Origin of the sequence: Inquilinus limosus, assembly GCF_002195995.1 — a bacterium.
GTDB lineage: Bacteria > Pseudomonadota > Alphaproteobacteria > DSM-16000 > Inquilinaceae > Inquilinus > Inquilinus limosus_C.
This window is the reverse complement of the sequence record NZ_NHON01000093.1, coordinates 1-25,415: the sequence shown is the minus strand read 5'-3', so window position 1 is coordinate 25,415 and position 25,415 is coordinate 1. Positions and strand designations below refer to the sequence as shown.

Here is a 25,415-nt window from a genome sequence, read left to right as displayed (position 1 = left end):
CGTCCAGCCCGCCGTCGCGCACCAGATCGTCGGCCAGCTGGCCGGAGATGACCAGCAGCGCCAGCCCGTGCAGCTGGGCCCAGGCGGCCACCACCGCGGCCGCGGTCTGGGCATGGCCGAAGGCGGCCAGCGCCGCCACGGCCTCCGGCGTCTTCAGCACCTGGTCGACCGAGGGCAGGCCGCGCAGGCGGGCGGCGGCGCCGGCCGTCACGTCAATAGCCCAGCAGGAAGGGGTTGAAGCCGCCGCGCTCGAACGCGCCCTCCCGCTGCAGCAGCAGGTCGAGGCCGAGGCTGGCGACGTCGTCCGCCACCGGCTCCAGATCGGCCTCCTTCACCTGGTACAGCACCTTCACATAGCGGTGGCAGCTGTCGCAGGTCTCGGCCTTCACCGTGCCGGCGCCGCCCTCGACCTCCTGGTAGCCGATGCCCTTGCCTTCGCCGCACAGCACGCATTTGATCCGGACCTGGTGCCAGCAGGTGCCGCACAGGCTGCAGGCGCAGAAGCGGATGTTGTGCATGCCGCGCCAGCTCACCACCATGGTGCTGACCGGCGGCGCGCCGCAGCAGGGGCAGGCGCCGTTGCCCACCGGCACCAGCGCCTTGGCGTCCAGCCGTGCCGCCATGCGCGAGAAATGCACCTGCAGCGCCGCCGCCGCGAAGGCGTGCTCGGCCAGCGCGTCGGCCGGGATGTCGTCGGTCAGCACCGCATGCAGCAGCCGGGCGCGGCCGGCCGCGTCGGCCGCGCGCACCCGTTCCAGCGCCGCGGCGGCGGCCGGCGGCATGTCGATGTCCGCGGCGGCGCCGATGAAGCGGTCGAAGATCGCCTCGAAGGCCGCGTCGGGCGCGAAGCCGGTGCGGTCCAGCGGCGGCATGGCGTGGTCGCGGGCGCGCGCCAGCGCCGCCGCGTCGGGCAGCGCCGGCTCGGGCAGGTCGTCCTGGATCCGGTACTGCAGCTCGACCAGGTCGGACAGGAAGCGCAGATAGGGGCCGATCTCGCTGTTTGCCGCCAGGACCCGCAGGCGCAGCGTGCGGTCGATGCATTGCTGCAGCGGGTCCGGCAGGCGGGCGAAGGGCGGGGCCGCGACGTCGCCGATCACGGTCGGGTCGGGCCGGGCCAGTTCATCACTCATCTCGATCCTCACGAACCCGACGGGCCACGTGATGCGGAAGGCGCCCCTGCCTCAGGGCGCCGCGGATTTGCCGGCGCCGGGCTTCCGGGCCACCAGCTCGCGCAGCCATTTGCGATGGTGCCGCCACGCCCAGCCGCCGGAGACCTTGCCCCTGGTCATCGCGCCGATGGTGCCACGGACCCAGATCGCCGCATAGACATGGACGATCCAGACGCAGATGGCGAACACCGCCATCGCCGCATGCACCAGGATGGCGATCCGCTTCTGCTCGATCGTGGTGAACTCGAAGAAGTACTGGTCCCAGACGACGATGCCGCTGGCGATCAGCAGGATGATCAGGATCGACATGCCCCAGAACACGAATTTCTGGCCGGCATTGTACTTGCCCAGCTCCGGCAGCTTGTCCTCGTTCCCGGCCAGCACGTCGCGCGCCCGGCGCAGCCAGGTGTTGTCCTCGCTCTTCCACAGATTGGCTTTCCAGAAACGGATGAACAGGCCGGCGAAGGAGAAGAACAGCACCACGCCGATCCAGGGGTGCAGCGTCCGCGTCATCTGCCCGCCGCCGAACAAGGCGGTCAGGAAGAACAGGCTGGGATGGAACATCGCCAGGCCGGACAGGGCCAGCAGCACCAGGCTGACCGCCGTGATCCAGTGGTTGATCCGGGCGCCGAGATTGTAGCGGTTGACCACCACCGGCCGGCCGGGATGGACGTCGTCGCCCGGCTGGATGTCGTCAGGGACGCGGGGGGTGTCGGCGCTCATCTCCGGTCTCCTCCCGCCAGTTCCTCGGCATGCTCCTCATCCTCCGGCTGCACGCGGTTGGCGCCGGCGAACAGGTGGTGGACCACGCCGGCCACCGCGGCGAAGCCGATGGCGCCCAGCCCGACCACCTTGGTCACGCCCTTCCAGGCCTCGACGATCGGGCTGATGGTCGGGTTCTTCGGCAGGTTGGCGTAGATCTCCGGCTTGTCGGCGTGGTGCAGCACATACATGACATGGGTGCCGCCGACACCCGGCGGGTCGTACAGCCCGGCATTATCGAAGCCGCGCGACTTCAGGTCCTTGATCCGGAAATCGGCCCATTCCTTCATCTCGTCCTTGGTGCCGAACACGATGGCCTGGGTCGGGCAGGCCTTCTGGCAGGCCGGCCCCAGCCCGACCGCGACGCGGTCGGAGCACAGGGTGCATTTATAGGCCTTGTGGTCGGTCTGCGACACGCGCGGGATGTCGAAGGGGCAGCCCTTCACGCAATAGCCGCAGCCGATGCAGTTCTCGTGCACGAAGTCGACGATGCCGTTCGAGTACTGCACGATCGCGCCCGGCGCCGGGCAGGCCTTCAGGCAGCCCGGATCCTCGCAATGCATGCAGCCATCCTTGCGGATCAGCCATTCGAGGTTCTGGGTCTCCGGGTTCTCCCATTCGGTGAAGCGCATCAGCGTGAACATGTCCGGCGTCAGGTCGGCCGGATTGTCGTAGACGCCGAGATTCTCGCCGATCGGCTGCGCCTGGGTGTCGTTCCACTCGATGCAGGCGGACTGGCACGCCTTGCAGCCGATGCATTTCGACACGTCGATCAGCTTGGCCACCTCGGTCTGCCGCACGGCGGCCGGGGTGATGGTGGAGGCCGAGCGCCGGATCAGGTCCTGGTCGCCGAACTTCGCGGCGGTCGGGGCGACGGTGGGGTTGGGGAGTGGGGGGAACATGCCTTATCTCCTCACGCCACCGCCGGCCCGGACGAGGCCTCGATGTTGACGCAGAAGGCCTTGAACTCCGGCGTCTCGATGTTGGCATCGCCGACGAAGGGCGTCAGGACATTCGCCCCGAAGCCCTTGCGGGCGGCGCCGATGAAGCCCCAATGGATCGGGATGCCGACGATGTGGACGGTCTTGCCGTCGCACACCAGCGGCCGGATCCGCTTGGTCACCACCGCCTTGGCGAAGACCGAGCCGCGCTTCGACCAGACGCGGACCCAGCCACCCTTGGCGATGCCCTTCTCCTTGGCCAGCTCCTCCGAGATCTCGACGAAGAATTCCGGCTGCAGGACCGCGTTCACATGGTTGTTCTTGGTCCAGTAGTGGAAATGCTCGGTCAGCCGGTAGGAGGTCGCGGCGTAGGGGAAGTCCGGCGACGCGATGTCGGCGAACTGCGCGAAATCATCCGCGAACACCCGCGCCGCTGGGTTGCCCCGCACCTTCGGCGCGATGACGTTGGCGACCGGGCTCTCGAACGGCTCGTAATGCACCGGGAACGGGCCCTCGCGCATCAGGCCGCGGGCGAACAGCCGCGACACGCCCTCGGCGTTCATGATGAACGGCCCGACATCCTCCGGCTTCGCGGTCGGCGAGATGTCCGGGACGTCGTAGCCGGTCCACTTGCTGCCGTTCCACTCGATCAGCTTGCGCGACGGATCCCAGGGCTTGCCGGAGACGTCGCAGGACGCCCGGTTGTACAGGATCCGCCGGTTCGCCGGCCAGGCGAACGCCCAGTTGGCGAAGGTGCCGGTGTCGTCCGGGTCGGAGTTGTCGTGCCGGGCCATCATGTTGCCGGCCTCGGTGAAGCTGCCGGCATAGATCCAGCAGCCGCTGGCGGTCGACCCGTCGTCGCGCATCACCGCGAAGTTCGGCAGCTGCTTGCCGGCCTCGACGATCTTCTTGGTCGGGTCGGCCGGGTCGAACAGGTCCACCAAGGCGGACCCGTTCATCTCCTTCGCCAGCTCCTCCGGCTTCGGCTCGCCCGGGTCGGCATAGGACCAGTTCAGGTTGACGATCGGGTCGGGGAAGGCCCCGCCCTCCTTCCTGTACATCTCCTTCAGCCGCAGATGGATCTGCGCCATGATCCAGGCGTCGGTCTTCGCCTCGCCCGGAGGGGTGCCGCCCGGCCAGTGCCATTGCAGCCAGCGCCCGGAATTGACCAGCGACCCCTCATCCTCGGCGAAGGAGGTGGTGGGCAGCTGGATCACCTCGGTCTGGATCGCGGCGGTGTCGGCGTTGTTGTAGACACCGTGATTCTCCCAGAACCGCGCCGTTTCCGTCTCCAGCGGGTCCATCACCACCAGCAGCTTCAGCTTCGCCAGCGCCTCGGCCAGCTTGCCCTTGTTCGGGAAGGCCTGCAGCGGGTTGAACCCCTGGCAGAAATAGAGGTTCACCTTGCCCTGCTTCATCAGGTCGAAGGACCGCAGGATGTCGTAGTTCGGCACGTCCAGCTTCGGCAGCCAGTCATAGGCGAAGTCGTTCTCCGGCGTCGCCGCCGCGCCGAACATCGATTTCTGGAAGCTGACGAAGAACTTCTTGTAGTTCTGCCAGAAGCTGGTCTGGTTCGGCCGCAGCGGCTTGTAGCCGCGGGTCGACATGTAGGTGGCGAAGTCCTTTTCCTTGTCCAGCGGCAGGTTCATGTAGCCGGGCAGCGAATTCGACAGCAGCCCGATATCGGTCAGCCCCTGGATGTTGGAATGGCCGCGCAGGGCGTTCATGCCGCCGCCGCGGATGCCGATGTTGCCCAGGATCAGCTGCAGCATCGCCATGGTGCGGATGTTCTGCGAGCCCTTGGAGTGCTGCGTCCAGCCCAGCGCGTACATCGACGTCATCGCCTTGGTCGGCGACGCGGTCTCGCCCACCATCTGGGCCACCTTCAGGAACTTGTCCTTCGGCGTGCCGCAGATCCGCTCGACCATCTCCGGCGTGTACTGGGCGACGTGCTGCTTCAGCAGGTTCCACACGCAGCGCGGATGCTGCAGCGTGTCGTCGACCACGGCATAGCCGTCCGGGCCGATCTCGTAGTCCCAGGTCGACTTGTCGTAGTCGCGCTTCTGCTCGTCATAGCCGGTGAACAGGCCGTCCTTGTAGGCAAAGCCCTCCTTCACCAGGAAGGTGGCGTTGGTGAAGGCCTTCACATACTCCCACTGCACCCGGTCGTTCTGGATGCACTGGTTGATCATGCCCAGCAGGAAGGCGATGTCCGTGCCCTGCCGGATCGGCGCGTAATAGTCCGCCACCGACGCCGAGCGGGTGAAGCGCGGGTCGACCACGATCAGCTTGGCGCCGCGGTTGGCCTTGGCCTCGGTCACCCATTTGAAGCCGCAGGGATGGGCCTCGGCGGCATTGCCGCCCATGATGATGACGAGGTCGGTGTTCTTGATGTCGGTCCAGGAGTTCGTCATGGCTCCACGGCCAAATGTCGGGGCGAGACTCGCCACCGTCGGGCCGTGTCAGACGCGCGCCTGGTTGTCGAACGCCAGAATGCCGGTGCTGCGCACCACCTTGTAGGTGGCGAAGGCGGTTTCGTTGGTGGTCGCCGAGGCCGCGAGGAACCCGGCGGTCAGCCATCGGTTGACCGTCGTGCCGTCCTTGTTCTTGGCGATGAAGTTCGCGTCGCGGTCGTCCTTCATGGCGCGGGCGATCTTGTCCAGCGCCTCGTCCCAGGTGACCTGCTCGAACTTGTCGCTGCCGGCGCGCCGCAGCATCGGGTGCTTCAGCCGGGTGGCGGACCGGACCGTGTCCAGCAGCGCCGCGCCCTTCGGGCACAGCGTGCCGCGGTTGGTCGGGTGGTCGGCGTCGCCCTCGATATGGGTGATCTCCGCCTTCTCGCCCTTCCGCAGGTCGCCCTTGGAGTAGAGGATGATGCCGCAGGCCACCGAGCAGTAGGTGCAGGTGTTGCGGGTCTCAACGGTGTTGGCGAGCTTGAAGGGCCGGATCGCGGCGGCATAGGCCGTCTCGATATCGCCGAAGCCGAAGGCCCCCAGCGTCGTCCCCGCCACACCCGCGCCGGCCCCTTTCAGGAAGCCGCGGCGCGAGAGCTTCATGTCCATCTGGACCTCCTGGAAGCCAGTTCCGCAAAAGACGAGCCAAATCCGGGAAATGCTACCCTTGGAACGGTTCCAAGTCAAACGGCCGATGGCACCCTATACCTTCGTATTGTTTTGCTATTACAACAGCTTATTGTGACTCTTCGTGCAGGGCTGATGAGCGCCGTGGCGGTGAGTCGCGGCAGGCTTCCGATTGACCTTCCGCCCGGCTTCGCCGTCTAATCGCCGCGTGGCGTTCCCCAGCGCTCCCGCGTCGCGGGGCTGCATCGATGCCGACAGGCACTTCCGGCTGCCCGCAGGGCGGCGCGATAACGCTTGGCCGCTGGTGCCGCCATTCCCTATCCCGAAGTCCTGCGGCCGCCCATGCCGGGCTATCCGCGCCTGCGCACACAGGAAACCCGACCATGACCAGCCGCCGTGACGTCCTCCGGGCGGGCGTCGCCCTGTCCGCCGCCCTGGCAACCCCCGCTTTGGCCGGGCGGGCCGCGGCGGCCGATGCCGTGTTCGCCCCGGCGCCGGGTAACTGGCGGCGGTTCACGCTGACGACCCGGATCGCGCCCAAGCGGCCTGACGGCGGTACCGGCCGCCTCCAGGCCTGGGTGCCGCTGCCCTCGATCGAGGCGGCGGCCTGGATCCGCCCTGGCGACAACACCCGGTGGACCACCAACGCGGCCTCCGCCACGATCGAGCGCGATGCCGCCTCCGGCGCCGCCATGCTGCATCTGGTCTGGGCCGATGGCGAGACGGCGCCCAGCGCGGAGGTGACCAGCTCGGCCGCGCTGCGCGACCGCGCGGTGGCGCTGGCGGCGCCCGGCGCGACGCAGCCCCTGACCGATGCGGAGCGCCAGCGCTATCTCCGGCCCACGGCGCTGATCCCGACCGACGGCATCGTCAAGGAGACGGCGGACCGGATCACCGCCGGCGCCGAGGGCGAACTCGCCAAGGCGCGCGCGATCTATGAATGGGTGGTGCTGAACACCTTTCGCGACGCCGCTGTCCGCGGCTGTGGCCTCGGCGATATCGCCGCGATGCTGCAGACCGGCTATCTCGGCGGCAAATGCGCCGATCTCAACGCCCTCTATGTCGGCCTGGCGCGCGCCTCCGGCATTCCGGCGCGGGACGTCTACGGCATCCGTGTGGCGGCGTCCCGCTTCGGCTACAAGAGCCTCGGCGCCAACAGCCCCGCCGTGACCAAGGCGCAGCATTGCCGGGCCGAGGTGCATCTGGACAGCTTCGGCTGGGTCCCGGTCGATCCCGCCGATGTGCGCAAGGTGGCCCTGGAGGAGCCGCCGGGGCAGCTCGCCCTCGACGATCCGAAGGTCGCGGCGGCCCGCGGCGGCCTGTTCGGCGCCTGGGAGGGCAACTGGATCGCCTATAACGACGCCCATGACGTGGCGTTGCCCGGCAGCGCCGGGCCGGCGGTCGCCTTCCTGATGTATCCGCAGGCCGAGGTGGCGGGCGTCCGGCTCGACTGCCTCGACGCCGACACCTTCGCCTACAGCCTGGACGCGGCCGAGATCTCGGTCTGATCGGAGGGAAGACCCCATGGTCCTCGCAACCCGCGACAGTGATGCCGCACCAGTGCGGCTGACCAGCCTGGCGCATGGCGGCGGCTGCGGCTGCAAGCTGGCCCCCGCCGTGCTGCAGGAGCTGCTGGCCGGCCAGCCGGCGGCGACGCGGTTCCGCCAGTTGCTGGTCGGCACCGAGACCGGCGACGACGCCGCGGTCTGGCAGCTCGACGACGACCGCTGCGTCATCGCCACCACCGACTTCTTCATGCCGGTGGTCGACGACCCGCGCGATTTCGGGCGGATCGCGGCGACCAACGCCATCTCCGACGTCTATGCCATGGGCGGCCAGCCGATCTTCGCGCTGGCCATCCTCGGCATGCCGCTGGGCAAGCTGCCGGCCGAGACGGTGCGCGAGATCCTGGCCGGCGGTGCCGCCACCTGCGCCGAGGCCGGGATCCCGGTGGCCGGCGGCCATTCGATCGACGCGCCGGAGCCGATCTACGGCCTCGCCGTGATCGGCACCTGCCGGCCGTCGGAGCTGCGCCGCAACTCCAGCGCTCGGCCCGGCGACGCGCTGATCCTGACCAAGGCGCTGGGTGTCGGCATCTACTCCGCCGCCTTCAAGAAGAAGGTGCTGTCGGCCGACGGCTATGCCGAGCTGATCGCCAGCACCACCCAGCTCAACCGCATCGGCGCCACGCTGGGCCGGGAGGCGGCGGTGCACGCGGTCACCGACGTCACCGGCTTCGGCCTGCTCGGCCATGGGCTGGAGATGGCGCGCGGCGCCGGCGTCACCCTGGCGATCCGCGCCGACGGGCCGGCGCTGTTCGCCCAGGCTGAGGCGCTGGCGCAGGACGGCTTCGTCACCGGCGCCTCGCACCGCAACTGGGCCAGCTACGGGCCGGAGGTGACGCTGCCGCCCGGCCTGCCGGAGTGGCGCCGCCACCTGCTGACCGACCCGCAGACCTCGGGCGGGCTGCTGGTGTCCTGCGCCGCGGATCAGGCCGACGACCTGCTGGCGCGGATCGTGGCCGCCGGCCATCCCGCCGCCCGCCGCATCGGCACGGTCGAGGCTGGCCCGGCCGGGGTGCGCATCGAGGGGTGATCCCCAAGAGATCGTCATTGCGAGCGCAGCGAAGCAATCCAGGGGCCAATGCGAACCGGCCCCTGGATTGCTTCGTCGGCTTCGCCTCCTCGTAATGACGGTGAGAGGCGCGTCGCCGCCTCACCCCCGCCGCGTCAGGAACCGTGACGACTCCCGCACCACGATGTTGACCGGGACGGCGACGTCTTTCGGCTCGGCGCGGTCCTCCTCCATCAGGTGCACCAGCTCGGACACGGCGATCTCGGCGCGGTCGCGCACGCGGATGTCGATCGTGGTCAGCGACGGGATGCTGTAGGCGCCGTCCAGCATGTTGTCGACGCTGACCAGGATCATGTCGCCCGGCACCGTCACCCCGCGCTCATGCAGCAGGCGCAGCGCCCCGATGGCGGCGTTGTCGCTGGCCACGAACAGGCCGTCGACGCGGTCGTTGCGGGCCAGCACGGCGCCCATCGCCGCGTAGCCGCCGTCGAAGGTCCAGCTGCCCGCCGCCTCGGTCAGGATGCCGTCGCGCGGCTGGCCCAGCGCGGCCACGGCGTCCAGGAACGCTTTCTGCCGCGCGGTGCTGACCGTGGCGTCCTGCGGCCCGGCGATCATGGCGATGCTGCGGGCGCCGGCGCTGACCAGATGGGTGGCGGCCAGCCGGCCGACCTGGTCCTCGTCGACCAGCACGTAGAAGCCGCGCTTGCGCCGCAGGTCGATGCAGAACGACCCGCGGCCATGATGCTGCGGGTCGGGGATGCCCAGCTGCTCCAGGATCGCGGTGTAGGTCTCGCCCTGCGGGCTGTAGAAGATGGCGCCGTCGACCTGGCCCTCGACGATCAGCCGGGTGCAGTGCTGCCGCACCGCCGACCCGCCTTCCGACGCCGTGACGATGGCGTTGTAGCCGAAGCCGGCCAAGGCGCGGTGCGCCGCCGCCAGCCAGTCCGGGATGATCGGCCAGTCGAGATGGTTCAGCACCAGCGCGATGGTGCCGGTCTGCCGCCCGGCGGCGCGGCCGCGATCGGCGACATTGACCTGCAGCGCCTCGGCCGCGGCCTCGACCCGGCGCCGCATCTCCTCGCTCACCGGCCCGCGGCCGGTGATCACCCGCGACACGGTGGCGGTGGAGACGCCCGCGGCCTGGGCGATGTCGAACAACGTGACGCGCTCGGTCATTCCTGATCCCCGACGGGAGCCTGCCGCACCAGATCATGGAAGCCGCTGTCGCTGCAAGCTTTCTGCAAATCTTGCAGTGCAGTGTTTTCAAAGAACGCCATGGCCGATCGAGAATCTGGTTGACGCCCGGTGGGACTCGCGGCAGCGTTGTGAAAATCTTGCAGTTCGTTGCATGAAATTGCAGCGCCAGCCGTGGCCGGCGTCGGAAGGGGGAGGGCGTGATGAAGCTCGGCCTGTACAGCGTGTCCTATGCCGGCATCTGGTATCGCGGCGAGGCGCTGTCGCTGCCCGACCTGATCCGCAAGGCGCGGCAGCTCGGCTTCGCCGGCATCGAGCTCGACGGCAAGCGGCCGCACGGCAACCCGATGGATCTCGACGCCGCGGCGCGGCGGGAGATCAAGCGGGTCGCGGCGGGCGAGGGGATCGAGATCGCCGCCGTCGCCGCCAACAACGACTTCACCACCCCGGTGCCGGACCATCTCGAGCCGCAGATCCTGATGGTGCGCGAGCAGATCCGCCTCACCGCCGATCTCGGCTCGAAGATCCTGCGCGTGTTCCTGGCCTGGCCCGGCGTCACCACCCGTGCCGACGGCCTGGCTCATTACGACGTGGCCCGGCGGCGCTGGGAGGAGATCTGGCGTGACACCACGCGGCTGGAGATCTGGCAGCAGGCCCGCGCCGCCTTCCGCGAGCTGGCCCGCTTCGCCGAGGACCAAGGCGTGGTGCTGGCGCTGCAGAATCACGGGCCGGTGATCCGCCACCACCAGGACGTGATCGACATGGTGCGCGAGGTCGGCTCGCCGGCCTTCATGGCCTGCCTCGACGCGCCGCTGATGACCCGGCAGGAAGACGACTACATGCGCCAGGCCTGCCTGGCCGGCCGTGGCCTGCAGGTGCATTCGCACGCCTCGGGCGAGTTCAAGCGCGATGCCAAGGGCCGGGTGGTGCAATACCCGTACCGCTTCGGCGAGGACGTGCCGAACTATCCGGCCTTCGTCCGGGCGATGACCGAGATCGGCTATGACGGCTATGTCTGCTTCGAATACTGCCACCTGGCGCTGAACGAGCGGAACGAGATCCAGGGCCGCGACTTCGTCGACTCCCAGGCCGCCCTGTTCCTCGAATATTTCGGCGAGCTGCTGCAGCAGGCCGAGCGCGCCGCCGCCTGATCCTGTCTCGTGCCGTCGAACGGAGGGGTGAAGTGACCGATCGCGTTCTGCGTGCCGGTATCCTGGGGGCGGGGACCATCGCCACCGCGTCGGGCGGCTTCCTGCCCGGGATGACCCTGATCCCCGATCTGGTGACCACGGTCGCGATCGCCGACCCGGTGCCCGGCCGCGCGGCCCAGGTGGCGCGCGACCACGGCATCCCGCACGCCCATGAATCGTTGGACCAGATGCTGGAGCGGACGGATCTCGACCTGGTCGTGAACCTGACGCCGATCCCGCTGCATTACGCCACGTCGAAGACGATCCTCGAGGCCGGCAAGCACCTGGTGCTGGAAAAGCCGCTGGCCAGCACGCTGGAGGAGGCGGACGAACTGGTCGGGATCGCCACGGCGCGCGGGCTGAAATGCGTCGTCGCCCCGCCGAACCTGCTGTACCAGAACCGGGTCGAGGCCAGGCGCCTGATCGCCGAGGGCGCGATCGGCAAGCCCTGCTTCGCCCGGGTCCGCGGCTCGCATGGCGGGCCGGCGGTCGGGGCCTGGCCGCTGGACCCGACCTGGTTCTACCAGAAGGGGTCCGGCCCGCTGCTCGACATGGGCGTCTACGGCATTCACGACATCACCGGCCTGCTGGGGCCGGCCAAGCGGGTGGTCGCCTTCTCCGGCATCACCGAGCCGGTGCGCAAGGTCCGCGCCGGCCCCTTCGCTGGGCTGGAGATCGAGGTCACGGCCGACGACAACACGCTGATGATGCTGGATTTCGGCGGGTCGACCTTCGCCGTGGTCGACGGCAGCTACAACGTCAACGCCGCCCGCAGCCCGCATGTCGAGATCTTCGGCCGGGCCGGGACGCTGAACCTCTACAACCACCACTCCAACCCGGCGCTGCCGCCGCTGGAGCTGTACCGGCTGGGCGCCGCCCCGGCCGAGGATGGCTGGACGCTGCCGAAGCCGGTCCCGGTCGAGGGCGACCTGGACCACCAGTGGCAGACGCTCAAGCGCGCCATCCTGGTCAAGCACCTGGCGGAATGCGTGCGCGACGGCACCCAGCCGGTGCTCAGCGCCGAACATGCCCGCCACGCGCTCGAGATCATGGTCCGCTGCAGCGATTCCGCCCGCACCGGCGCGGCGGTGGAGCTGCGCACGACCTTCTGACGGAGAGGACACCGATGGACACCTTCGGCATCGCCGGCTGGCTCTACCACCAGCCGATCCTGCACCAGAAGACGATGACCCAGCTCGAGCTGCCGGCCGCGACCAAGGCGCTGGGCCTCGGCGTGGTCGAGCTGTGCTCCGCCTTCTTCCCGAGCCAGAGTGCCTCGTACCTCAACGAACTGCGCCAGGCGATCAAGGCGGCGGGCGTCAGCGTCCGCAACATCGCCGTCGACATGGGCGACATCTCCGCGGCCGACCCGGACCGCCGGCGCACCGACCTGGAGGCGCTCAAGCAGTGGTTCCACGTCGCCCGCGCCGTGGGGTCGGAGGCGATCCGCATCAACAGCGGCGGCAGCGAGCCGACCACGGCGGAGGAGCTGGGCCGCATCGTCGAGAGCTACCAGGAGCTGGCGGCCGAGGCCGAGCACACCGGCGTGCATCTCTTGATCGAGAATCATGGCGGCGCCTCCTTCGACCCCGGCCATGTCCAGGGGCTGCTGAAGACGGTCGGGTCGTCCTGGTTCCGCACCTGCCCGGACACCGGCAATTTCGTCGGCGGCACCTGGCGCGACGGCATCCGGGTGATGGCGCCGACGGCCTTCACCTGCCACGTCAAGGTCACCGCCTATGACGGCGCCGGCCAGCAGCCGCGCATCGGCCATGACGGCCGCGACCGCGGCGCCGACCTGAAGGAGATCCTGCGCACGCTGAAGGCCGCCGACTATCGCGGCCCGCTCTGCATCGAGGCCGGCATCGGCACCGACGAGGCCGACAGCGCCCGCGGCGCCATCCGCTATGTGCGGGAGCTGCTGGAGGCGATCTGACCGTACGAATGTCGGAGGAAGGCACATCAAACCCAACCCAATCCCGTCATCGCGAGGAGCGTAGCGACGCGGCGATCCAGGGGCCGATGCGAGCGGCCCTGGATTGCTTCGCCTTCGGCTCGCAATGACGGGTGGAGATAGACCTCCACTCAAACCTAGAGCGAAAGGGACCGCGATGAAGACGATCTCTCGCCATCACAAACAGGGACCATTCCATCTCACCCGCCGCGGCCTGCTGCAGGCGGCCGGCGCCGCCGGCATCCTGGCCGGCAGCGCGCCTTTCGTCCGGGCGCAGGACGGCTCCGGCGCGCCCTTGCTGCGGATCGGCGCCGGCCAGGCCGCGTCCTGGGTGCGCAACTTCAACCCGCTGGTGCCGGATTCCCTGTTCCCGACCCAGTATGCGATCCATGAGCCGATGCTGGTGTTCAGCACCGCCACCGGCAAGACCACGCCGTGGCTCGCCACCGGCTGGGGCTTCAGCGACGACGGCAAGCGGCTGACCTTCACCCTGCGCGACGGGGTGAAATGGTCCGACGGCCAGCCCTTCACCGCCCGCGACGTCGCCTTCACCCTGAACCTCTTGAAGAAGAACCCGGGCCTGTCCGGCTCCGGCGGCATCCGCGGTGTGATGGACACCATGACCGGTGCCGCGGCCACCGACGACCACACCTGCACCGTCGATTTCAGCCGCGCCTTCACCCCGGCGCTCTACGCCATCGGCCAGCAGTCGATCGTGCCGGAGCATGTGTGGAAGGACGTCGCCGACCCGGTCACCTTCGCCAATGACAACCCGGTCGGCACCGGCCCCTTCACCCAGGTCACGGTGTTCAAGCCGCAGTACTGGGAGCTGCACCGCAACCCCAACTACTGGCAGGCCGGCAAGCCGGGGATCGAGGGGCTGGCCTTCCCGTCCTACGCCTCGAACGACGCCGGCACGCTCGGCCTGATCAATGGCGATTTCGAATGGATGCAGCTGTTCATCCCGGATGTCGCGAACACCTTCGTCGCCCGCAACCCCGATCATTTCCGCTACTGGTACCCGCTGATCGGCGAGATGGTGATGCTCTACGCCAACACGGCGAAGAAGCCGCTCGACGACATCGTGCTGCGCAAGGCGATCGGCATGGGCGTCAACCGGCAGCAGATCTGCACCGTCGCGGTCTATGACTACACCCGGCCGGCCGACGCCACGGGCATGAGCGACCTCTACGCCCAGTGGAAGGACCCGGGCGTGGTCGAGGCCGGCAAGGACCTGGTCTCGCACGACCCGGCCAAGGCCAACGCGATGCTCGACGCCGCCGGCTACGCCCGCGACGGCGATGTCCGCAAGGCGCCGGACGGGACGCCGCTGGAGTTCGAGCTGGTGATGCCCTCGGGCTGGTCCGACTGGGTCCAGGCCGGGCAGATCATCGCCCAGAACCTGAAGGAGATCGGCATCCGGGTGAAGCTGCGCGGGGTCGAGGTCACGGCCTGGTACGACGCCACCTACAAGGGCGCGTTCCAGCTGTCGCTCGGCAGCACCAGCATCAACCCGACGCCCTATGACCATTTCCAGTCGCTGATGTCCGGCAAGGTCAGCCGGCCGGTGGGCGAGGTCGCGGCGGTCAACTGGCACCGCTATGGCAGCCCGAAGATCGACGGGCTGCTGGAGACCTTCGCCGCCACCGCCGACGAGGCACAGCAGAAGGGCCTGGCGCGGGAGATGCAGCAGGCCTTCCTCGACGAATGGCCGGCCATCCCGCTGTATCCCGGCCCGCAATGGGGCGAATGCAGCACGGCCAAGTTCAAGGGCTTCCCGTCGGCCGACGCGCCCTATGCGCTGCTCGGCCCCAGCATCGCCTCGGAGGCGCTGCTGGTGCTGACCGCGCTGACGCCGGCCTGAGATGTCCTATATCGCGCGGCGCCTGGGCTTCTACCTGGTGGCGGCCTGGGCGTCGCTGACGCTGAACTTCATCCTGCCGCGGCTGATGCCCGGCGACCCGTCGATCGCGATCTTCGCCCGCTTCCACGGCCAGCTGAACCCGGCCGCGCTGACGGCGATGAAGACCGCCTACGGCCTGTCGGACGACCCGCTGCCGGTGCAGTATTTGACCTATCTGGCGCATGCGCTGCAGGGCGATTTCGGCACCTCGATCAGTTACTTCCCGGCGCCGGTGCTCGACGTCATCGGCTCGGCCCTGTCCTGGACCCTGCTGCTGGGCCTCACCGCGCTCCTCCTCAGCTTCGCCATCGGCAGCCTGCTCGGCGTGCTGTCGGCCTGGCAGCGCGGCCGGCTGGCCGATGCCGTGCTGCCGCCGGTGACCATGCTGCTGCACTCCTTCCCCTATTTCTGGCTGGCGACGTTGGCGCTGTACCTGCTCGGCTTCCGCTCCGGCTGGTTCCCGCTGCGGCACGGCTACGACAACACGCTGCAGCCGGGGCTGACGGCGGAGTTCCTGCTCAGCGTCGCCCATCACCTGGCACTGCCGGCCCTGACCATCGTCGCCGTCTCGATTGGCGGCTGGCTGCTCGGCATGCGCAACTCGATGATCGGCGTGCTGGCCGAGGACTACGTCACCATGGCGGAGGCCAAGGGGCTGACCATGCGCCGGGTCATGCTGTCCTACGCCGCGCGCAACGCCCTCTTGCCCAACGTCACCGCCTTCGGCATGTCGCTCGGCTTCATCCTCAGCGGGTCGCTGCTGACCGAGGTGGTGTTCTCCTATCCCGGCATGGGCTTCCTGCTGCTGACCGCGGTGCGCAGCAGCGACTACCCGCTGATCCAGGGGCTGTTCCTGCTGATCACCGCGGCGGTGCTGACCGCCAATCTGCTGGTCGACCTGCTCTATATCCGGCTCGACCCGCGGGTGCGGCTCAGATGACCGATTCCGCGATCCCTTCGGCCCCGCCGCGCTCCGCCCGCCGCACCCTGGCCCTGTTCTCCGATCGCAAGGCGCTGGCCGGCGGCATCATCCTGCTGCTGGCCGCCGCCATCGCGCTGCTGGCGCCGGTGATCGCGCCGGGCGACCCGAACGACTTCGTCGGCCGGCCGAACCAGCCGCCCTCGGCCGCCTTCTGGTTCGGCACCACCAGCTCCGGCCAGGACGTGCTGGCGCAGACGGTGTGGGGCTCGCGCATCTCGCTCAGCGCCGGCGTGCTGGTCGGCATCCTGACCACCGCGCTGGGCACGCTGGTCGGCATGACCGCCGGCTATGTCCGCGGCCGCACCGACGACCTGCTGTCGCTGGTGGTCAACGTCTTCCTGATCATGCCCAGCCTGCCGCTGCTGATCGTGCTGGCCGCCTTCCTGCCGCCCGGCCACACCACCATCGTCCTGGTGCTGACCGTCACCGGCTGGGCCTGGCCGGCCCGGGTGCTGCGGGCGCAGACCCTGGCGCTGCGCGAGAAGGACTTCGTCATCGCGGCGGAGATGCTGGGCGAGACCCGGCTGCGCATCGTCTTCGTCGAGATCCTGCCGAACATGCTGTCGATCGTCGCCGCCAGCTTCGTCGGCTCGGTGGTCTACGGCATCGGCGCCCAGGCGGGGCTGGAGTTCATCGGCCTCGGCGACACCAGCGCCGTCAGCTGGGGCACCAACCTGTACTGGGCGGCGAACAACTCCAGCCTCCTGACCGGCGCGTGGTGGACCTTCGTCCCCTCCGGCGCCTGCATTGCCATCGTCGCCTTCGCCTTCTCGCTGCTGAACTACGCGATCGACGAGCTGACCAATCCGCGCCTACGCTCCCAGCGCGGCCTGCGCCGGGCGCTGCGGCGGCGGAGGCGGAAGGGCTAGGGCAGGCCGTGTTCGGGATCGGGAGCGAATTGCCTCTCCCGCTTGCGAGACCTTTTCACAACGCCTCTCCCTCGCCGTCATTGCGAGGAGGCGAAGCCGACGAAGCAATCCAGGGGCCGGTGCGCACCGGCCCCTGGATTGCTTCGCTGCGCTCGCAATGACGGTGTTTGGAATTCTGAAAAAGTCTCGCTTGCGGGAGGGGTCGGAGACGCGAAGCGGCTCCGGGTGAGGGGATTTCGTCAAGGCCGGGACCACCCCTCACCCGGCCGTCCTGCGGACGTCCGACCTCTCCCGCCAGGCGGGAGAGGCAACACGTTACCGCCTTGATATGATCGAGATGACTCGATCAGTTCCAACCCATCCGCTCTACGACGCCGCCTCCGCATCCAGCCGGCGGCGCTCGCGGATCCGGTCGCGCACGCGGGCCTCGCGGCGGGCCTGGCGCAACTCCTCGCGGGTCGGCTGCCACCAGCCGCGGGCCTGCTCCGCCGGGCCGGGCTCGGCCCGGGCAGCCCAGACGCCGATCAGTTCCTCCAGCCCCGGCCGGCGCCAGCCCGCCCAGATGTAGTCGCCGGCTGCGGGGTCGGCATGGGCATAGATGCCGGCGGGGTCAGGCGCCTCGGCGATCTCCCCGTCGCTGCCGGTGAACACCAGCATGCCGAAGCGCTCGGTCATCACCGGCCGGTCCAGGGGCGGCGGGTCGCCGGCCAGCACCGGATAGCGGTGGCGGCGCCGCTCGGCGGCCAGCAGGGCGGCGCGGCGCTGCCGCTCCGGCGTCCACTCCGCCTCCTGGCGCCGGCGGCGCTCTTCCGGCTCGTTGCGCCGGGCCGCGGCCTCGATCTCCGGCCAGCGCCGCCATAGCTCGTCATAGGACCGGAACGGCACGTGCCAGGTCTTGGTCTCGGCCTCCCACCAGCTCCACGGGATGGCATGCATCTGCGCGACCACGGTGCGGGAATAGGGGGTGCGCACCAGCAGCTCGTCGCCGACCTCCAGATAGCGGCTGTCGATCGGGTCGAATTCATGGGCGTCGCGGCCCTTGGCGTCGGCATGGTCGCCGCCGGGCGGCAGCTGCTCGGCCAGGAAGCGGGTCAGCCGGCGCTCGGCGGTGGTGCCGGGGATGAACCACACCCCTTCGGCCTCGCGCCAGCGGGCGCGGGGAAATGTCCGCATCAGCCGCTGCACCATTCCCCGGTCATAGGGCAGCCGCGCCTCTATCCCCGCCTTGCCGGCGGCGGGGCGGATGGTCACGCGGCTCAGGATGCGGTCGTGTCCGTCGGGCGACATGCCGATTCAGATGGGGGTGCGCTGCCGATCCGTCGATGACACGCGCAAGGCGCGGCGGTGTCCAGCCCGAGATCCGGCTCAATTTTCATGTGGTTGAAAGAGAGCTTTGCCCGCGGGCGATGGGCGCAATGCTCGTGCGATAAGCAGAAGAACGAGAGTTTTGTGCTGCCGATCGGGCTTGACAGGCCTCGTCATCCTCTCCACGCTGTTTTCACAAGAATGAAAAAGATGGCTTAGCAGGAGGCGGGATCGATGCTCATGAGAGCCGACCGATCGCAGGCTCCGGCGCCCCGGGCGGGGCAGGGGGCGCACAGCCTGGCGCTGGCCCGGCTGTCGCGCCATTACGGGCCGATCCGCGCCGTCGACGAGGTGTCGCTGGACATTCCGGGCGGCGAGTTCCTGACCCTGCTCGGCCCCTCCGGCTCCGGCAAGACCACGCTGCTGATGATGATCGCCGGCTTCGTCGCGCCCAGCGCCGGCCGGATCGCGGTCGATGGCCGCGACGTCACCGCCGTGCCGCCGGAGAAGCGGAATTTCGGCATGGTGTTCCAGGGCTATGCCCTGTTCCCGCACATGAATGTGGCCGAGAACATCGCCTATCCGCTGCGCGTCCGTGGCCTCGGCCGGGCGGAGATCGCGACGAAGGTCGGGGAGGCCATCGCCCGGGTGCGGCTGGACGGCTTCGACGACCGGTACCCGAAGCAGTTGTCCGGCGGCCAGCAGCAGCGCGTCGCCGTGGCCCGCGCCCTGGTGTTCGACCCCGACATCGTGCTGTTCGACGAGCCGCTGGGCGCGCTGGACCGCCAGCTGCGGGCCGAGATGCAGCTGGAGCTGAAGACGCTCCACCGCGACCTGGGCGCCACCTTCATCCTGGTCACCCACGACCAGGACGAGGCGCTGTCGATGGCCGACCGGGTGGCGGTGATGAATCGCGGCCGGCTGGTCCAGGCCGGCGCGCCGGACGAGCTGTATGAGCAGCCGCGCACCCGCTTCGTCGCCGAGTTCCTGGGCAAGAGCAACTGCATCGCCGGCCGCGTGGCCGGGCGCGACGGCGCGCTGGTCCGGCTGGAGACCGGCGCCGCCGCGGTGGTGCATCGCGGCGCGGCGACGCCGCCGCAGGGCCGCGGCGTGCTGCTGGCGCTGCGGCCGGAGAAGGTGCGGGTGGCGGCGCAGGAGCCGCGCGAGATGGCCAACCGCGTGCCCGGCCGCGTCATCGACATCGCCTATCTCGGCGCCACAAGGCAGATGGTGGTGGCCACCGACGCCTTCGGCCCGGTCACCGCCACCGGCTTCGCCTGGGAGGCGGCGCCGGATCTCGGCCTCGGCGCGACCGCCTGGGTCGGCTGGGCGCCCGAGGCCACCGTGCTGATCGAAGACGAGGCCGACGACAGATCGGCCTGACCAACAGACAGGGGGCAGACATGACGGCATCACGGTATCGCGCGGATCTCGCCGCCATCGCGGCGGAGCGGTTCGCGGCGGGGCAGATCGACCGGCGCGGCTTCCTGGCCGTGCTCGGCGCGCTCGGCGTCACGCCGCTGCTCGTCTCCGGTCCGGCCAGGGCCGCGGCGCAGGAGGTGGTGGTGGTGAATTTCGGCGGCGACGCCGTGCCGGCCTGGGGCAAGGCCTGGGGCGAGCCCTTCACCAAGGACAGCGGCATCAAGGTCACGGTGCTGGGCGCCGAGCCGACGCCGGGCGCGATCAAGGCGATGATCGACAGCGGCAATGTGGTGTGGGACTGCACCGACGCCGACGGCTTCTACCTGCCGATCCTCAGCAAGCAGGGGCTGATCCAGCCCTATGACTACAGCAAGGTCGACAAGTCGAAGGTGCGCCCCGAATTCGTCTTCGAATACGGCTGCGCCCTGTACATGTACTCGACCGTCAACGCCTACAATGTCGAGAAGACCGGCGGCAAGGTGCCGAACGGCTTCAAGGACTACCTGAACTTCAAGGATTTCCCGGGCAAGCGGGCGATCTACAAATGGCTGGTCGGGTCGCTGGAAGCGGTGCTGCTGGGGTCGGGGGTGGAGCCGGACAAGCTGTACCCGCTCGATGTGCAGAAGGCCTTCGCCATCCTCAAGGACAACCGCGACCAGTTCCTGCTGTGGGGCGGCGGGGCGGAAAGCCAGCAGCTGTTCCGCGACGGCGAGGTGACGATGGGCCCGATCTGGTGCACCCGCGCCTCGGTGCTGGACCGGGATTCCGGCGGCAAGCTGACCTGGACCTGGGACCAGGGCATCGTCGCGCCCGGCGTGGCGCCCGTGCTGGTGAAGAACCCGGCCGGGCCGGCGGTGTTCGACTACCTCGCCTCGACCCAGGTGCCGGAGCGGCAGGTCGAACTCCTGAAGCTGCTCGGCAACGGCCCGGCCAACCCGGCGGCCAGCACGACCCTGTCGCCCGAGCTGCAGAAGATCGATTGCGGCTACGAGCCCAACTACAAACGCCAGATCCCGATCGACAGCGCCTGGTACGCCGAGAATTACGACAGCGTGCAGAACGACTTCCTCGACCTGATGGCGGGCTGAGATGCCTCTGTCGTCCACACACATCCATCAAGCATCACGCGCGTTGCCTCTCCCGCTTGCGGGAGAGGTCGGAGACGCGAAGCGGCTCCGGGTGAGGGCTTCGCGGCCTCGACACTCAGATCGTCGTTTCAGGATGGGCCGGTTCATGCGCTCGCTCGTGGCGAGGCCTGTGAGCCTGGCAAGACCGCTGGCCCTCACCCGGTCGTCCTTCGGACGCCCGACCTCTCCCGCAAGCGGGAGAGGCCACGCATTCTCATGCTCGAAATGGTCTCTGCTTCATCGACCTGTGAATCCGGCAGGCCTTGAGGCGGCGGGGCTGGCCATGATGGCTCACTGCTCCGGGCCGTCGGCATGACCGCATCCGCCTCCCTGGCCGCACCGCCCTTCGCCGCCCGGCGCCGGAGCACGGCGTCGGCCTGGGCGCTGGTGCTGCCGCTGATGGCGGCGCTGCTGCTGCTCTATCTGCTGCCGCTGGCCAACATCCTGTGGATCAGCGTCACCGACCCGTCGCCGGGCCTCGGCAACTACCAGCGGCTGGTCGATTCCGGCGCCATGCAGCGGGTGCAGGGAACCACGTTCCGCGTCGCCGCCTGGACCACGCTCTGCGCCGTGGTCCTCGGCTACCTGGTCGCCTATGTCATGCTGCACGCCTCGCCGCGGCACCGGGTCTGGATCACCGCCTTCGTGCTGGTGCCGTTCTGGGTGTCGGTGCTGGTCCGCGCCTTCGCCTGGCTGACCCTGCTGCGCAGCGAGGGGCTGGTGAACGGGGCGCTGGCCGGGCTCGGCCTGATCACCGAGCCGCTGCCGCTGGTGCGCAACGAGTTCGGCGTGCTGGTCGGCATGGTGCATTACATGGTGCCCTATGCCGTGCTGCCGCTCTATGCCGGGATGAAGGGCATCGACCCGGCGCTGGCCGCGGCCTCGCGCTCGCTCGGCGCCGGGCCGGCGCGCACCTTCGCGAAGGTGTTCCTGCCGCTGTCGCTGCCCGGGATCTTCGCGGCGAGCCTGCTGGTCTTCGTGCTGTCGCTCGGCTTCCTGGTGACGCCGGCGATCCTCGGCGGCGGCAAGGTGGTGATGATCGCGGAGTACGTCCGGCTGCAGATCTTCCAGACCGTGCGCTGGGGCGTCGGCACCATGATGGCCTCGGTGCTGCTGCTCTCCGTCCTGGCGCTGATCGCGCTCCTGTCCCGCGTCGTCGATGTCCGCCGCCTGTTCGGGGGAGGGGCCTGATGCGCTGGTCCGTCCTGGTCGCCCTGTGCTGGGCCGTGCTGCTGTTCCTGATGCTGCCGACTCTGGTGGCGATGCCGCTGTCGGTGACGCCGAACCGGTACCTGTCGCTGCCGACCGACGGCATCTCCTTCCAGCACTACGCCACGCTGTTCGGCGACGACCAGTGGCGCTCGGCGATGCTGCAAAGCCTCGGCATCGGCCTCGCGGTCACCGCGCTGTCGGTGGCGCTGGGCACGCTGGCGGCGATCGGGCTGTGGCGGCTGTCCTCGGCGCTGGGCGAATTCGCCCGGATGCTGGCCCTGGCGCCGCTGATCGTGCCGCCGGTGGTCTCGGCGCTGGCCTTCTACCGCTTCTTCGCGAATGTCGGGCTGCTGGACAGCTTCGCCGGGGTGATCCTGGCGCACACGCTGCTGGCCGCGCCCTATGTCCTGGTCACGGTCTCGGCCGCCCTGGCCTCGGTCGACCCGCGCCAGGACCAGGCGTCGCGCTCGCTCGGCGCCTCCCAGTCCCAGACCATCCGCTGGGTGATCCTGCCGCAGATCCTGCCCGGCATCCTGGCCGGCGGGGTCTTCGCCTTCCTCACCTCCTGGGACGAGATCGTGGTCACCCTCTTCATCGCCGCCCGCGCGGTCTACACCCTGCCGCGCAAGATGTGGGACGGCATCAACGAGCGGGTGGACCCGACCATCGCGGCGGCGGCGACGGTGCTGTTCGCCGTCACCCTGCTGCTGGTGATCCTGCAGATCCTGCGCGCCGGCCGCGAGCCGGCGGCGACCGACCGAGAGGTGGCGTGATGACCCCCGTGAATCTGGCCGCGCCGGACGGCGTCACCTGGACCCTGCCCGCCGCCTGGTACCGCGACCCGGAGCGCTATGAGCAGGAGCGCCAGCGCATCTTCGCCCGGCACTGGATGCTGTTCACCTGGGGCGCCCGGCTGCGCAACCCGGGCGACTACGTCACCGGCACGGTCTCCGGCTATCCGGTCTTCGCCATCCGCGGCGAGGACGGGCAGGTGCGCGCCTTCCACAATGTCTGCCGCCACCGCGGCGCCCAGCTGCTGACCAAGCCGGAGGGGCAGTGCCCGCGCCTGGTGGTCTGCCCCTATCACAGCTGGAGCTACACGCTGGACGGCAGGCTGAAGCGGTCGCCCGATTTCGGCTCCGCCCCCGCCTTCGATCCGGAGGAATGGGGCCTGTTCCGCATTTCCGCCGAGGAGTGGCGCGGCCTGGTGTTCCTGCGCATCGCGCCGGAGGGGCAGGGGCTGCGCGACTGGCTCGGGCCGATCGACGCCCTGGCCGCCGACTATCCGCTGGAGCAGCAGCACTGGTTCGCCGAGAAGAACCGCGATTGCGAGGTCGACTGGAAGACCTATGGCGAGAACTACCTCGAATGCTACCACTGCCGGACCATGCATCCCGGCCTGTGCGCGTCGCTGGACATGGAGCGCTACCGCATCGACGTGCACGGTGATGCCGGCATGTTCCACCTGCACGCGCCGAAACGCGACGGCGGCCTGACCCGCGGCGTCTATTTCTACCGCTTCCCGTTCCTGATGCTGAACCTCTACGACTGGGGCAGCTCGATCGCGACGCTGGAGCCGCTGGGCGCCGGCCGGCTGCGCCACATCAACTGGTACTTCTTCACCGACGTGTCGCCGGAGAAGGCGGCGGAGAACCGCCAGTCGATCGAATGGTCGGCCCAGATCGTCAGCGAGGACCTCGACATCATCACCGGGGTGCAGCGCAACCTGAACGCCGGCATCTACCAGCGCGGCCCGCTGTCGCCGAAGCACGAGCATGCCGTGCACGCCTTCCAGGACATGGTCCGCCGCGGCATGGCGGATCCCGCCCCGAGCCACCGCGCCGCCGCCGAATAGAGAGAGCGATGACCACGACGTCCATCCCCCAGGGCAACAGCACGGCGGCCAAGCGCTACGACGCCATCATCATCGGCGCCGGCCATAACGGCCTGGTCTGCGCCAACTACCTCGCCCGCTCCGGCCTCAAGGTGCTGGTGCTGGAGCGCCGCAAGGTCCTCGGCGGCGCCGCGGTGACCGAGGAGATCGCGCCCGGCTTCCGCGCCTCGATCTTCTCCTACCTGATGAGCCTGCTGCACCCGCGCATCATCCGCGATTTCGAGCTGGCGAAGCACGGGCTGCAGGTGCTGCCTTGCTCGGACATGGTCTCGCCGGTGTCGAACGACGACTACATCGTCTTCTCCGACGACATGGCCAAGACCCAGGCCAGCTTCGCCAAGTTCTCGCAGAAGGACGCCGCGATCTACCCGGAGTTCGACCGCTACCTGCAGGAGGCGGCGCAGATCGTGCGCAAGCTCCTGTGGGAGACGCCGGTCGACCCGGCCCGGCGCGACTGGCGCGGCTTCCGCGACAGCGCCGCCCTGCTGTGGCGGCACCGCAAGATCGGCCGCAAGATGTACCGCGTCGCCGACATGCTGAGCATGAGCGCCTACGACTTCCTGCGCGAATGGTTCGAGGACGACCGGGTGATGGCGGTCCTGGCCTATTACGCCTCGATCGGCACCTTCGCCGGGCCGAAGACGCCGGGGTCGGCCTACGTCATCATGCACCACATCATGGGCGAGCATGAGGGCGCGGGCGGCTGGGGCTTCATCAAGGGCGGCATGGGCGCGATCACCCAGGCGCTGGCCTCCTACGGCCGGACCATCGGCGTCGACCATGTCACCGAGGCCGAGATCGCCGAGGTGCGGCTGACCGGCGACCGCGCCACGGCGGTGACCACCAAGGCGGGCGACACCTATTCCGCCCGGATCATCGTCTCCAACGCCAGCGCCAAGACGCTCTATCTCGACATGATCGGCGAGGCGCATCTGCCGGCCGAGGTGCTGCGCGAGATCCGCGGCTATCGCAGCTTCTCCACCGCCTTCAAGATGAACATCGCCTGCGAGCGGCCGCCGCAATACCGCATCCTCGACAAGGTGCGGGCCGACGGCGCGCTGGGCAATTTCAGCTACCCGACCTACATGCACATCGCGCCCGACATCGACTATCTCGAGCGCGCCTATGACGACGCGAAATACGGCTGGTACTCCAGCCGCCCGTTCCTGACCCCGGTGGTGCCGACCATCGTCGACGACAGCCTGGCCCCGCCGGGCAAGCATGTCGTCAACCTGTTCGGCGGCCACGCCCCCTACACGCTGAAGGGCGGCGACTGGGCGACCGAGAAGGACAAGTTCAAGAAGACCGTGTTCGACACGATCGAGGAATACGCGCCCGGCTTCTCGAACGACGTGATCGAGGCCCAGCTGCTGGTGGCGCCGGACATCGAGCGCATCGTGGCGCTGCCGCAGGGCCACATCTTCCATGGCGAGCTGTCGACCGACCAGCTGTTCTTCCAGCGCCCGGTCTCCGGCTATGCCGATTACCGCACGCCGTTCCGGGGGCTTTACATCTGCGGCTCGTCGATGCATCCGGGCGGCGGCGTCTCCGGCATCCCGGGCCACAACGCCGCGCGCGAGATCCTGCGCGACGTCAAGGCGAAGAGGGCGTGAGGCGGAGTCGGATATTGGTCGGAAGAATCCCAGAGGCTGTCTCTTCCTTGTCCCCCCTCCCCTYGCGGGAGGGGGGTAGGGGGAGGGGGTTCTCTCGGGTCGATCCGGCCCCGGACTGCCGCAGACCCGCTTCCACGGAAAGGTCGATCAAAGACCATTCGCGCGCGGACGCGCGCAGACCCCTCCCCCTAGCCCCCTCCCGCAAGGGGAGGGGGGGGAAGGAA

At 69.2% G+C, this 25,415-nt stretch carries 21 protein-coding genes; 14 read left to right on the top strand and 7 right to left on the bottom strand.

Features of this window, described 5'->3' with window-relative positions; genetic code table 11:
- The 5 genes from BWR60_RS30050 to fdnG all read right to left on the bottom strand — a co-directional run.
- On the bottom strand, positions 1 to 211 hold a 211-nt coding region (locus tag BWR60_RS30050; RefSeq protein ID WP_429913048.1), incomplete at its 3' end, for a hypothetical protein.
- Between the two features lies 1 nt (position 212).
- Positions 213 to 1,130 (bottom strand): formate dehydrogenase accessory protein FdhE, encoded by a 918-nt coding sequence (gene fdhE / locus BWR60_RS30045; protein ID WP_088155963.1) that lies wholly within the window; start codon positions 1,128 to 1,130, stop codon positions 213 to 215.
- Between the two features lie 51 nt (positions 1,131 to 1,181).
- Entirely contained in the window at positions 1,182 to 1,892 is a 711-nt protein-coding gene (locus BWR60_RS30040) for a formate dehydrogenase subunit gamma (RefSeq protein ID WP_179222007.1), read from the bottom strand.
- Positions 1,889 to 2,833 carry a formate dehydrogenase subunit beta gene (gene fdxH, locus BWR60_RS30035; RefSeq protein ID WP_088155961.1) on the bottom strand — a complete coding sequence of 315 codons (945 nt, stop codon included), beginning with the start codon at positions 2,831 to 2,833 and terminating at the stop codon, positions 1,889 to 1,891. The genes BWR60_RS30040 and fdxH overlap by 4 nt, the downstream gene beginning before the upstream one ends.
- An 11-nt stretch (positions 2,834 to 2,844) precedes the next feature.
- A complete protein-coding gene (gene fdnG / locus BWR60_RS30030; RefSeq protein WP_144445809.1) occupies positions 2,845 to 5,934 on the bottom strand; it encodes a formate dehydrogenase-N subunit alpha in 3,090 nt (1,029 codons plus the stop codon).
- A 401-nt stretch (positions 5,935 to 6,335) separates the two neighbouring features.
- On the opposite strand from fdnG, the gene BWR60_RS30020 reads away from it, so the two are divergent.
- Both BWR60_RS30020 and selD read left to right on the top strand, forming a co-directional pair.
- Entirely contained in the window at positions 6,336 to 7,460 is a 1,125-nt protein-coding gene (locus BWR60_RS30020; protein ID WP_088155955.1) for a transglutaminase-like domain-containing protein, read from the top strand.
- Between the two features lie 16 nt (positions 7,461 to 7,476).
- Positions 7,477 to 8,547, top strand: coding sequence for a selenide, water dikinase SelD (gene selD / locus BWR60_RS30015; protein WP_088155953.1), 1,071 nt, complete (start codon positions 7,477 to 7,479; stop codon positions 8,545 to 8,547).
- A 120-nt stretch (positions 8,548 to 8,667) separates the two neighbouring features.
- Here selD and BWR60_RS30010 read toward each other — a convergent pair whose 3' ends face one another.
- A complete protein-coding gene (locus BWR60_RS30010; protein WP_088155951.1) occupies positions 8,668 to 9,702 on the bottom strand; it encodes a LacI family DNA-binding transcriptional regulator in 1,035 nt (344 codons plus the stop codon).
- Positions 9,703 to 9,923: 221 nt separating this feature from the next.
- Here BWR60_RS30010 and BWR60_RS30005 point away from each other — a divergent pair, with 221 nt between their 5' ends.
- The 6 genes from BWR60_RS30005 to BWR60_RS29980 all read left to right on the top strand — a co-directional run bounded on the left by BWR60_RS30005 (position 9,924) and on the right by BWR60_RS29980 (position 16,618).
- Positions 9,924 to 10,871, top strand: coding sequence for a sugar phosphate isomerase/epimerase family protein (locus BWR60_RS30005; RefSeq protein WP_088155949.1), 948 nt, complete (start codon positions 9,924 to 9,926; stop codon positions 10,869 to 10,871).
- Positions 10,872 to 10,903: 32 nt separating this feature from the next.
- A complete protein-coding gene (locus BWR60_RS30000; RefSeq protein WP_088155947.1) occupies positions 10,904 to 12,022 on the top strand; it encodes a Gfo/Idh/MocA family protein in 1,119 nt (372 codons plus the stop codon).
- A gap of 14 nt (positions 12,023 to 12,036) precedes the next feature.
- Positions 12,037 to 12,846 carry a sugar phosphate isomerase/epimerase family protein gene (locus tag BWR60_RS29995; protein ID WP_088155945.1) on the top strand — a complete coding sequence of 270 codons (810 nt, stop codon included), beginning with the start codon at positions 12,037 to 12,039 and terminating at the stop codon, positions 12,844 to 12,846.
- Positions 12,847 to 13,021: 175 nt separating this feature from the next.
- Complete coding sequence (locus tag BWR60_RS29990; RefSeq protein WP_179222006.1) at positions 13,022 to 14,728, top strand: ABC transporter substrate-binding protein; 1,707 nt, start codon at positions 13,022 to 13,024, stop codon at positions 14,726 to 14,728.
- A gap of 1 nt (position 14,729) precedes the next feature.
- Complete coding sequence (locus BWR60_RS29985) at positions 14,730 to 15,707, top strand: ABC transporter permease (RefSeq protein WP_088155941.1); 978 nt, start codon at positions 14,730 to 14,732, stop codon at positions 15,705 to 15,707.
- Positions 15,704 to 16,618 carry an ABC transporter permease gene (locus tag BWR60_RS29980; protein WP_088155940.1) on the top strand — a complete coding sequence of 305 codons (915 nt, stop codon included), beginning with the start codon at positions 15,704 to 15,706 and terminating at the stop codon, positions 16,616 to 16,618. The genes BWR60_RS29985 and BWR60_RS29980 overlap by 4 nt, the downstream gene beginning before the upstream one ends.
- A gap of 366 nt (positions 16,619 to 16,984) precedes the next feature.
- Here BWR60_RS29980 and BWR60_RS29975 read toward each other — a convergent pair whose 3' ends face one another.
- A complete protein-coding gene (locus BWR60_RS29975) occupies positions 16,985 to 17,905 on the bottom strand; it encodes a hypothetical protein (RefSeq protein WP_088155938.1) in 921 nt (306 codons plus the stop codon).
- A 258-nt stretch (positions 17,906 to 18,163) separates the two neighbouring features.
- On the opposite strand from BWR60_RS29975, the gene BWR60_RS29970 reads away from it, so the two are divergent.
- The 6 genes from BWR60_RS29970 to BWR60_RS29945 all read left to right on the top strand — a co-directional run bounded on the left by BWR60_RS29970 (position 18,164) and on the right by BWR60_RS29945 (position 25,191).
- Entirely contained in the window at positions 18,164 to 19,306 is a 1,143-nt protein-coding gene (locus tag BWR60_RS29970) for an ABC transporter ATP-binding protein (RefSeq protein WP_088155965.1), read from the top strand.
- Between the two features lie 20 nt (positions 19,307 to 19,326).
- Entirely contained in the window at positions 19,327 to 20,433 is a 1,107-nt protein-coding gene (locus tag BWR60_RS29965) for an extracellular solute-binding protein (RefSeq protein ID WP_088155936.1), read from the top strand.
- 351 nt (positions 20,434 to 20,784) lie between these two features.
- Positions 20,785 to 21,663, top strand: a complete 879-nt coding sequence (locus BWR60_RS29960) for an ABC transporter permease (RefSeq protein WP_088155934.1) — start codon at positions 20,785 to 20,787, stop codon at positions 21,661 to 21,663.
- Positions 21,663 to 22,457, top strand: coding sequence for an ABC transporter permease (locus BWR60_RS29955; RefSeq protein WP_088155932.1), 795 nt, complete (start codon positions 21,663 to 21,665; stop codon positions 22,455 to 22,457). The genes BWR60_RS29960 and BWR60_RS29955 overlap by 1 nt, the downstream gene beginning before the upstream one ends.
- A complete protein-coding gene (locus BWR60_RS29950; protein WP_088155930.1) occupies positions 22,457 to 23,539 on the top strand; it encodes an aromatic ring-hydroxylating oxygenase subunit alpha in 1,083 nt (360 codons plus the stop codon). Before BWR60_RS29955 ends, BWR60_RS29950 begins: the two co-directional genes overlap by 1 nt.
- 8 nt (positions 23,540 to 23,547) lie before the next feature.
- Entirely contained in the window at positions 23,548 to 25,191 is a 1,644-nt protein-coding gene (locus BWR60_RS29945; protein ID WP_088155928.1) for a phytoene desaturase family protein, read from the top strand.
- The last annotated feature ends 224 nt before the right edge of the window (positions 25,192 to 25,415 follow it).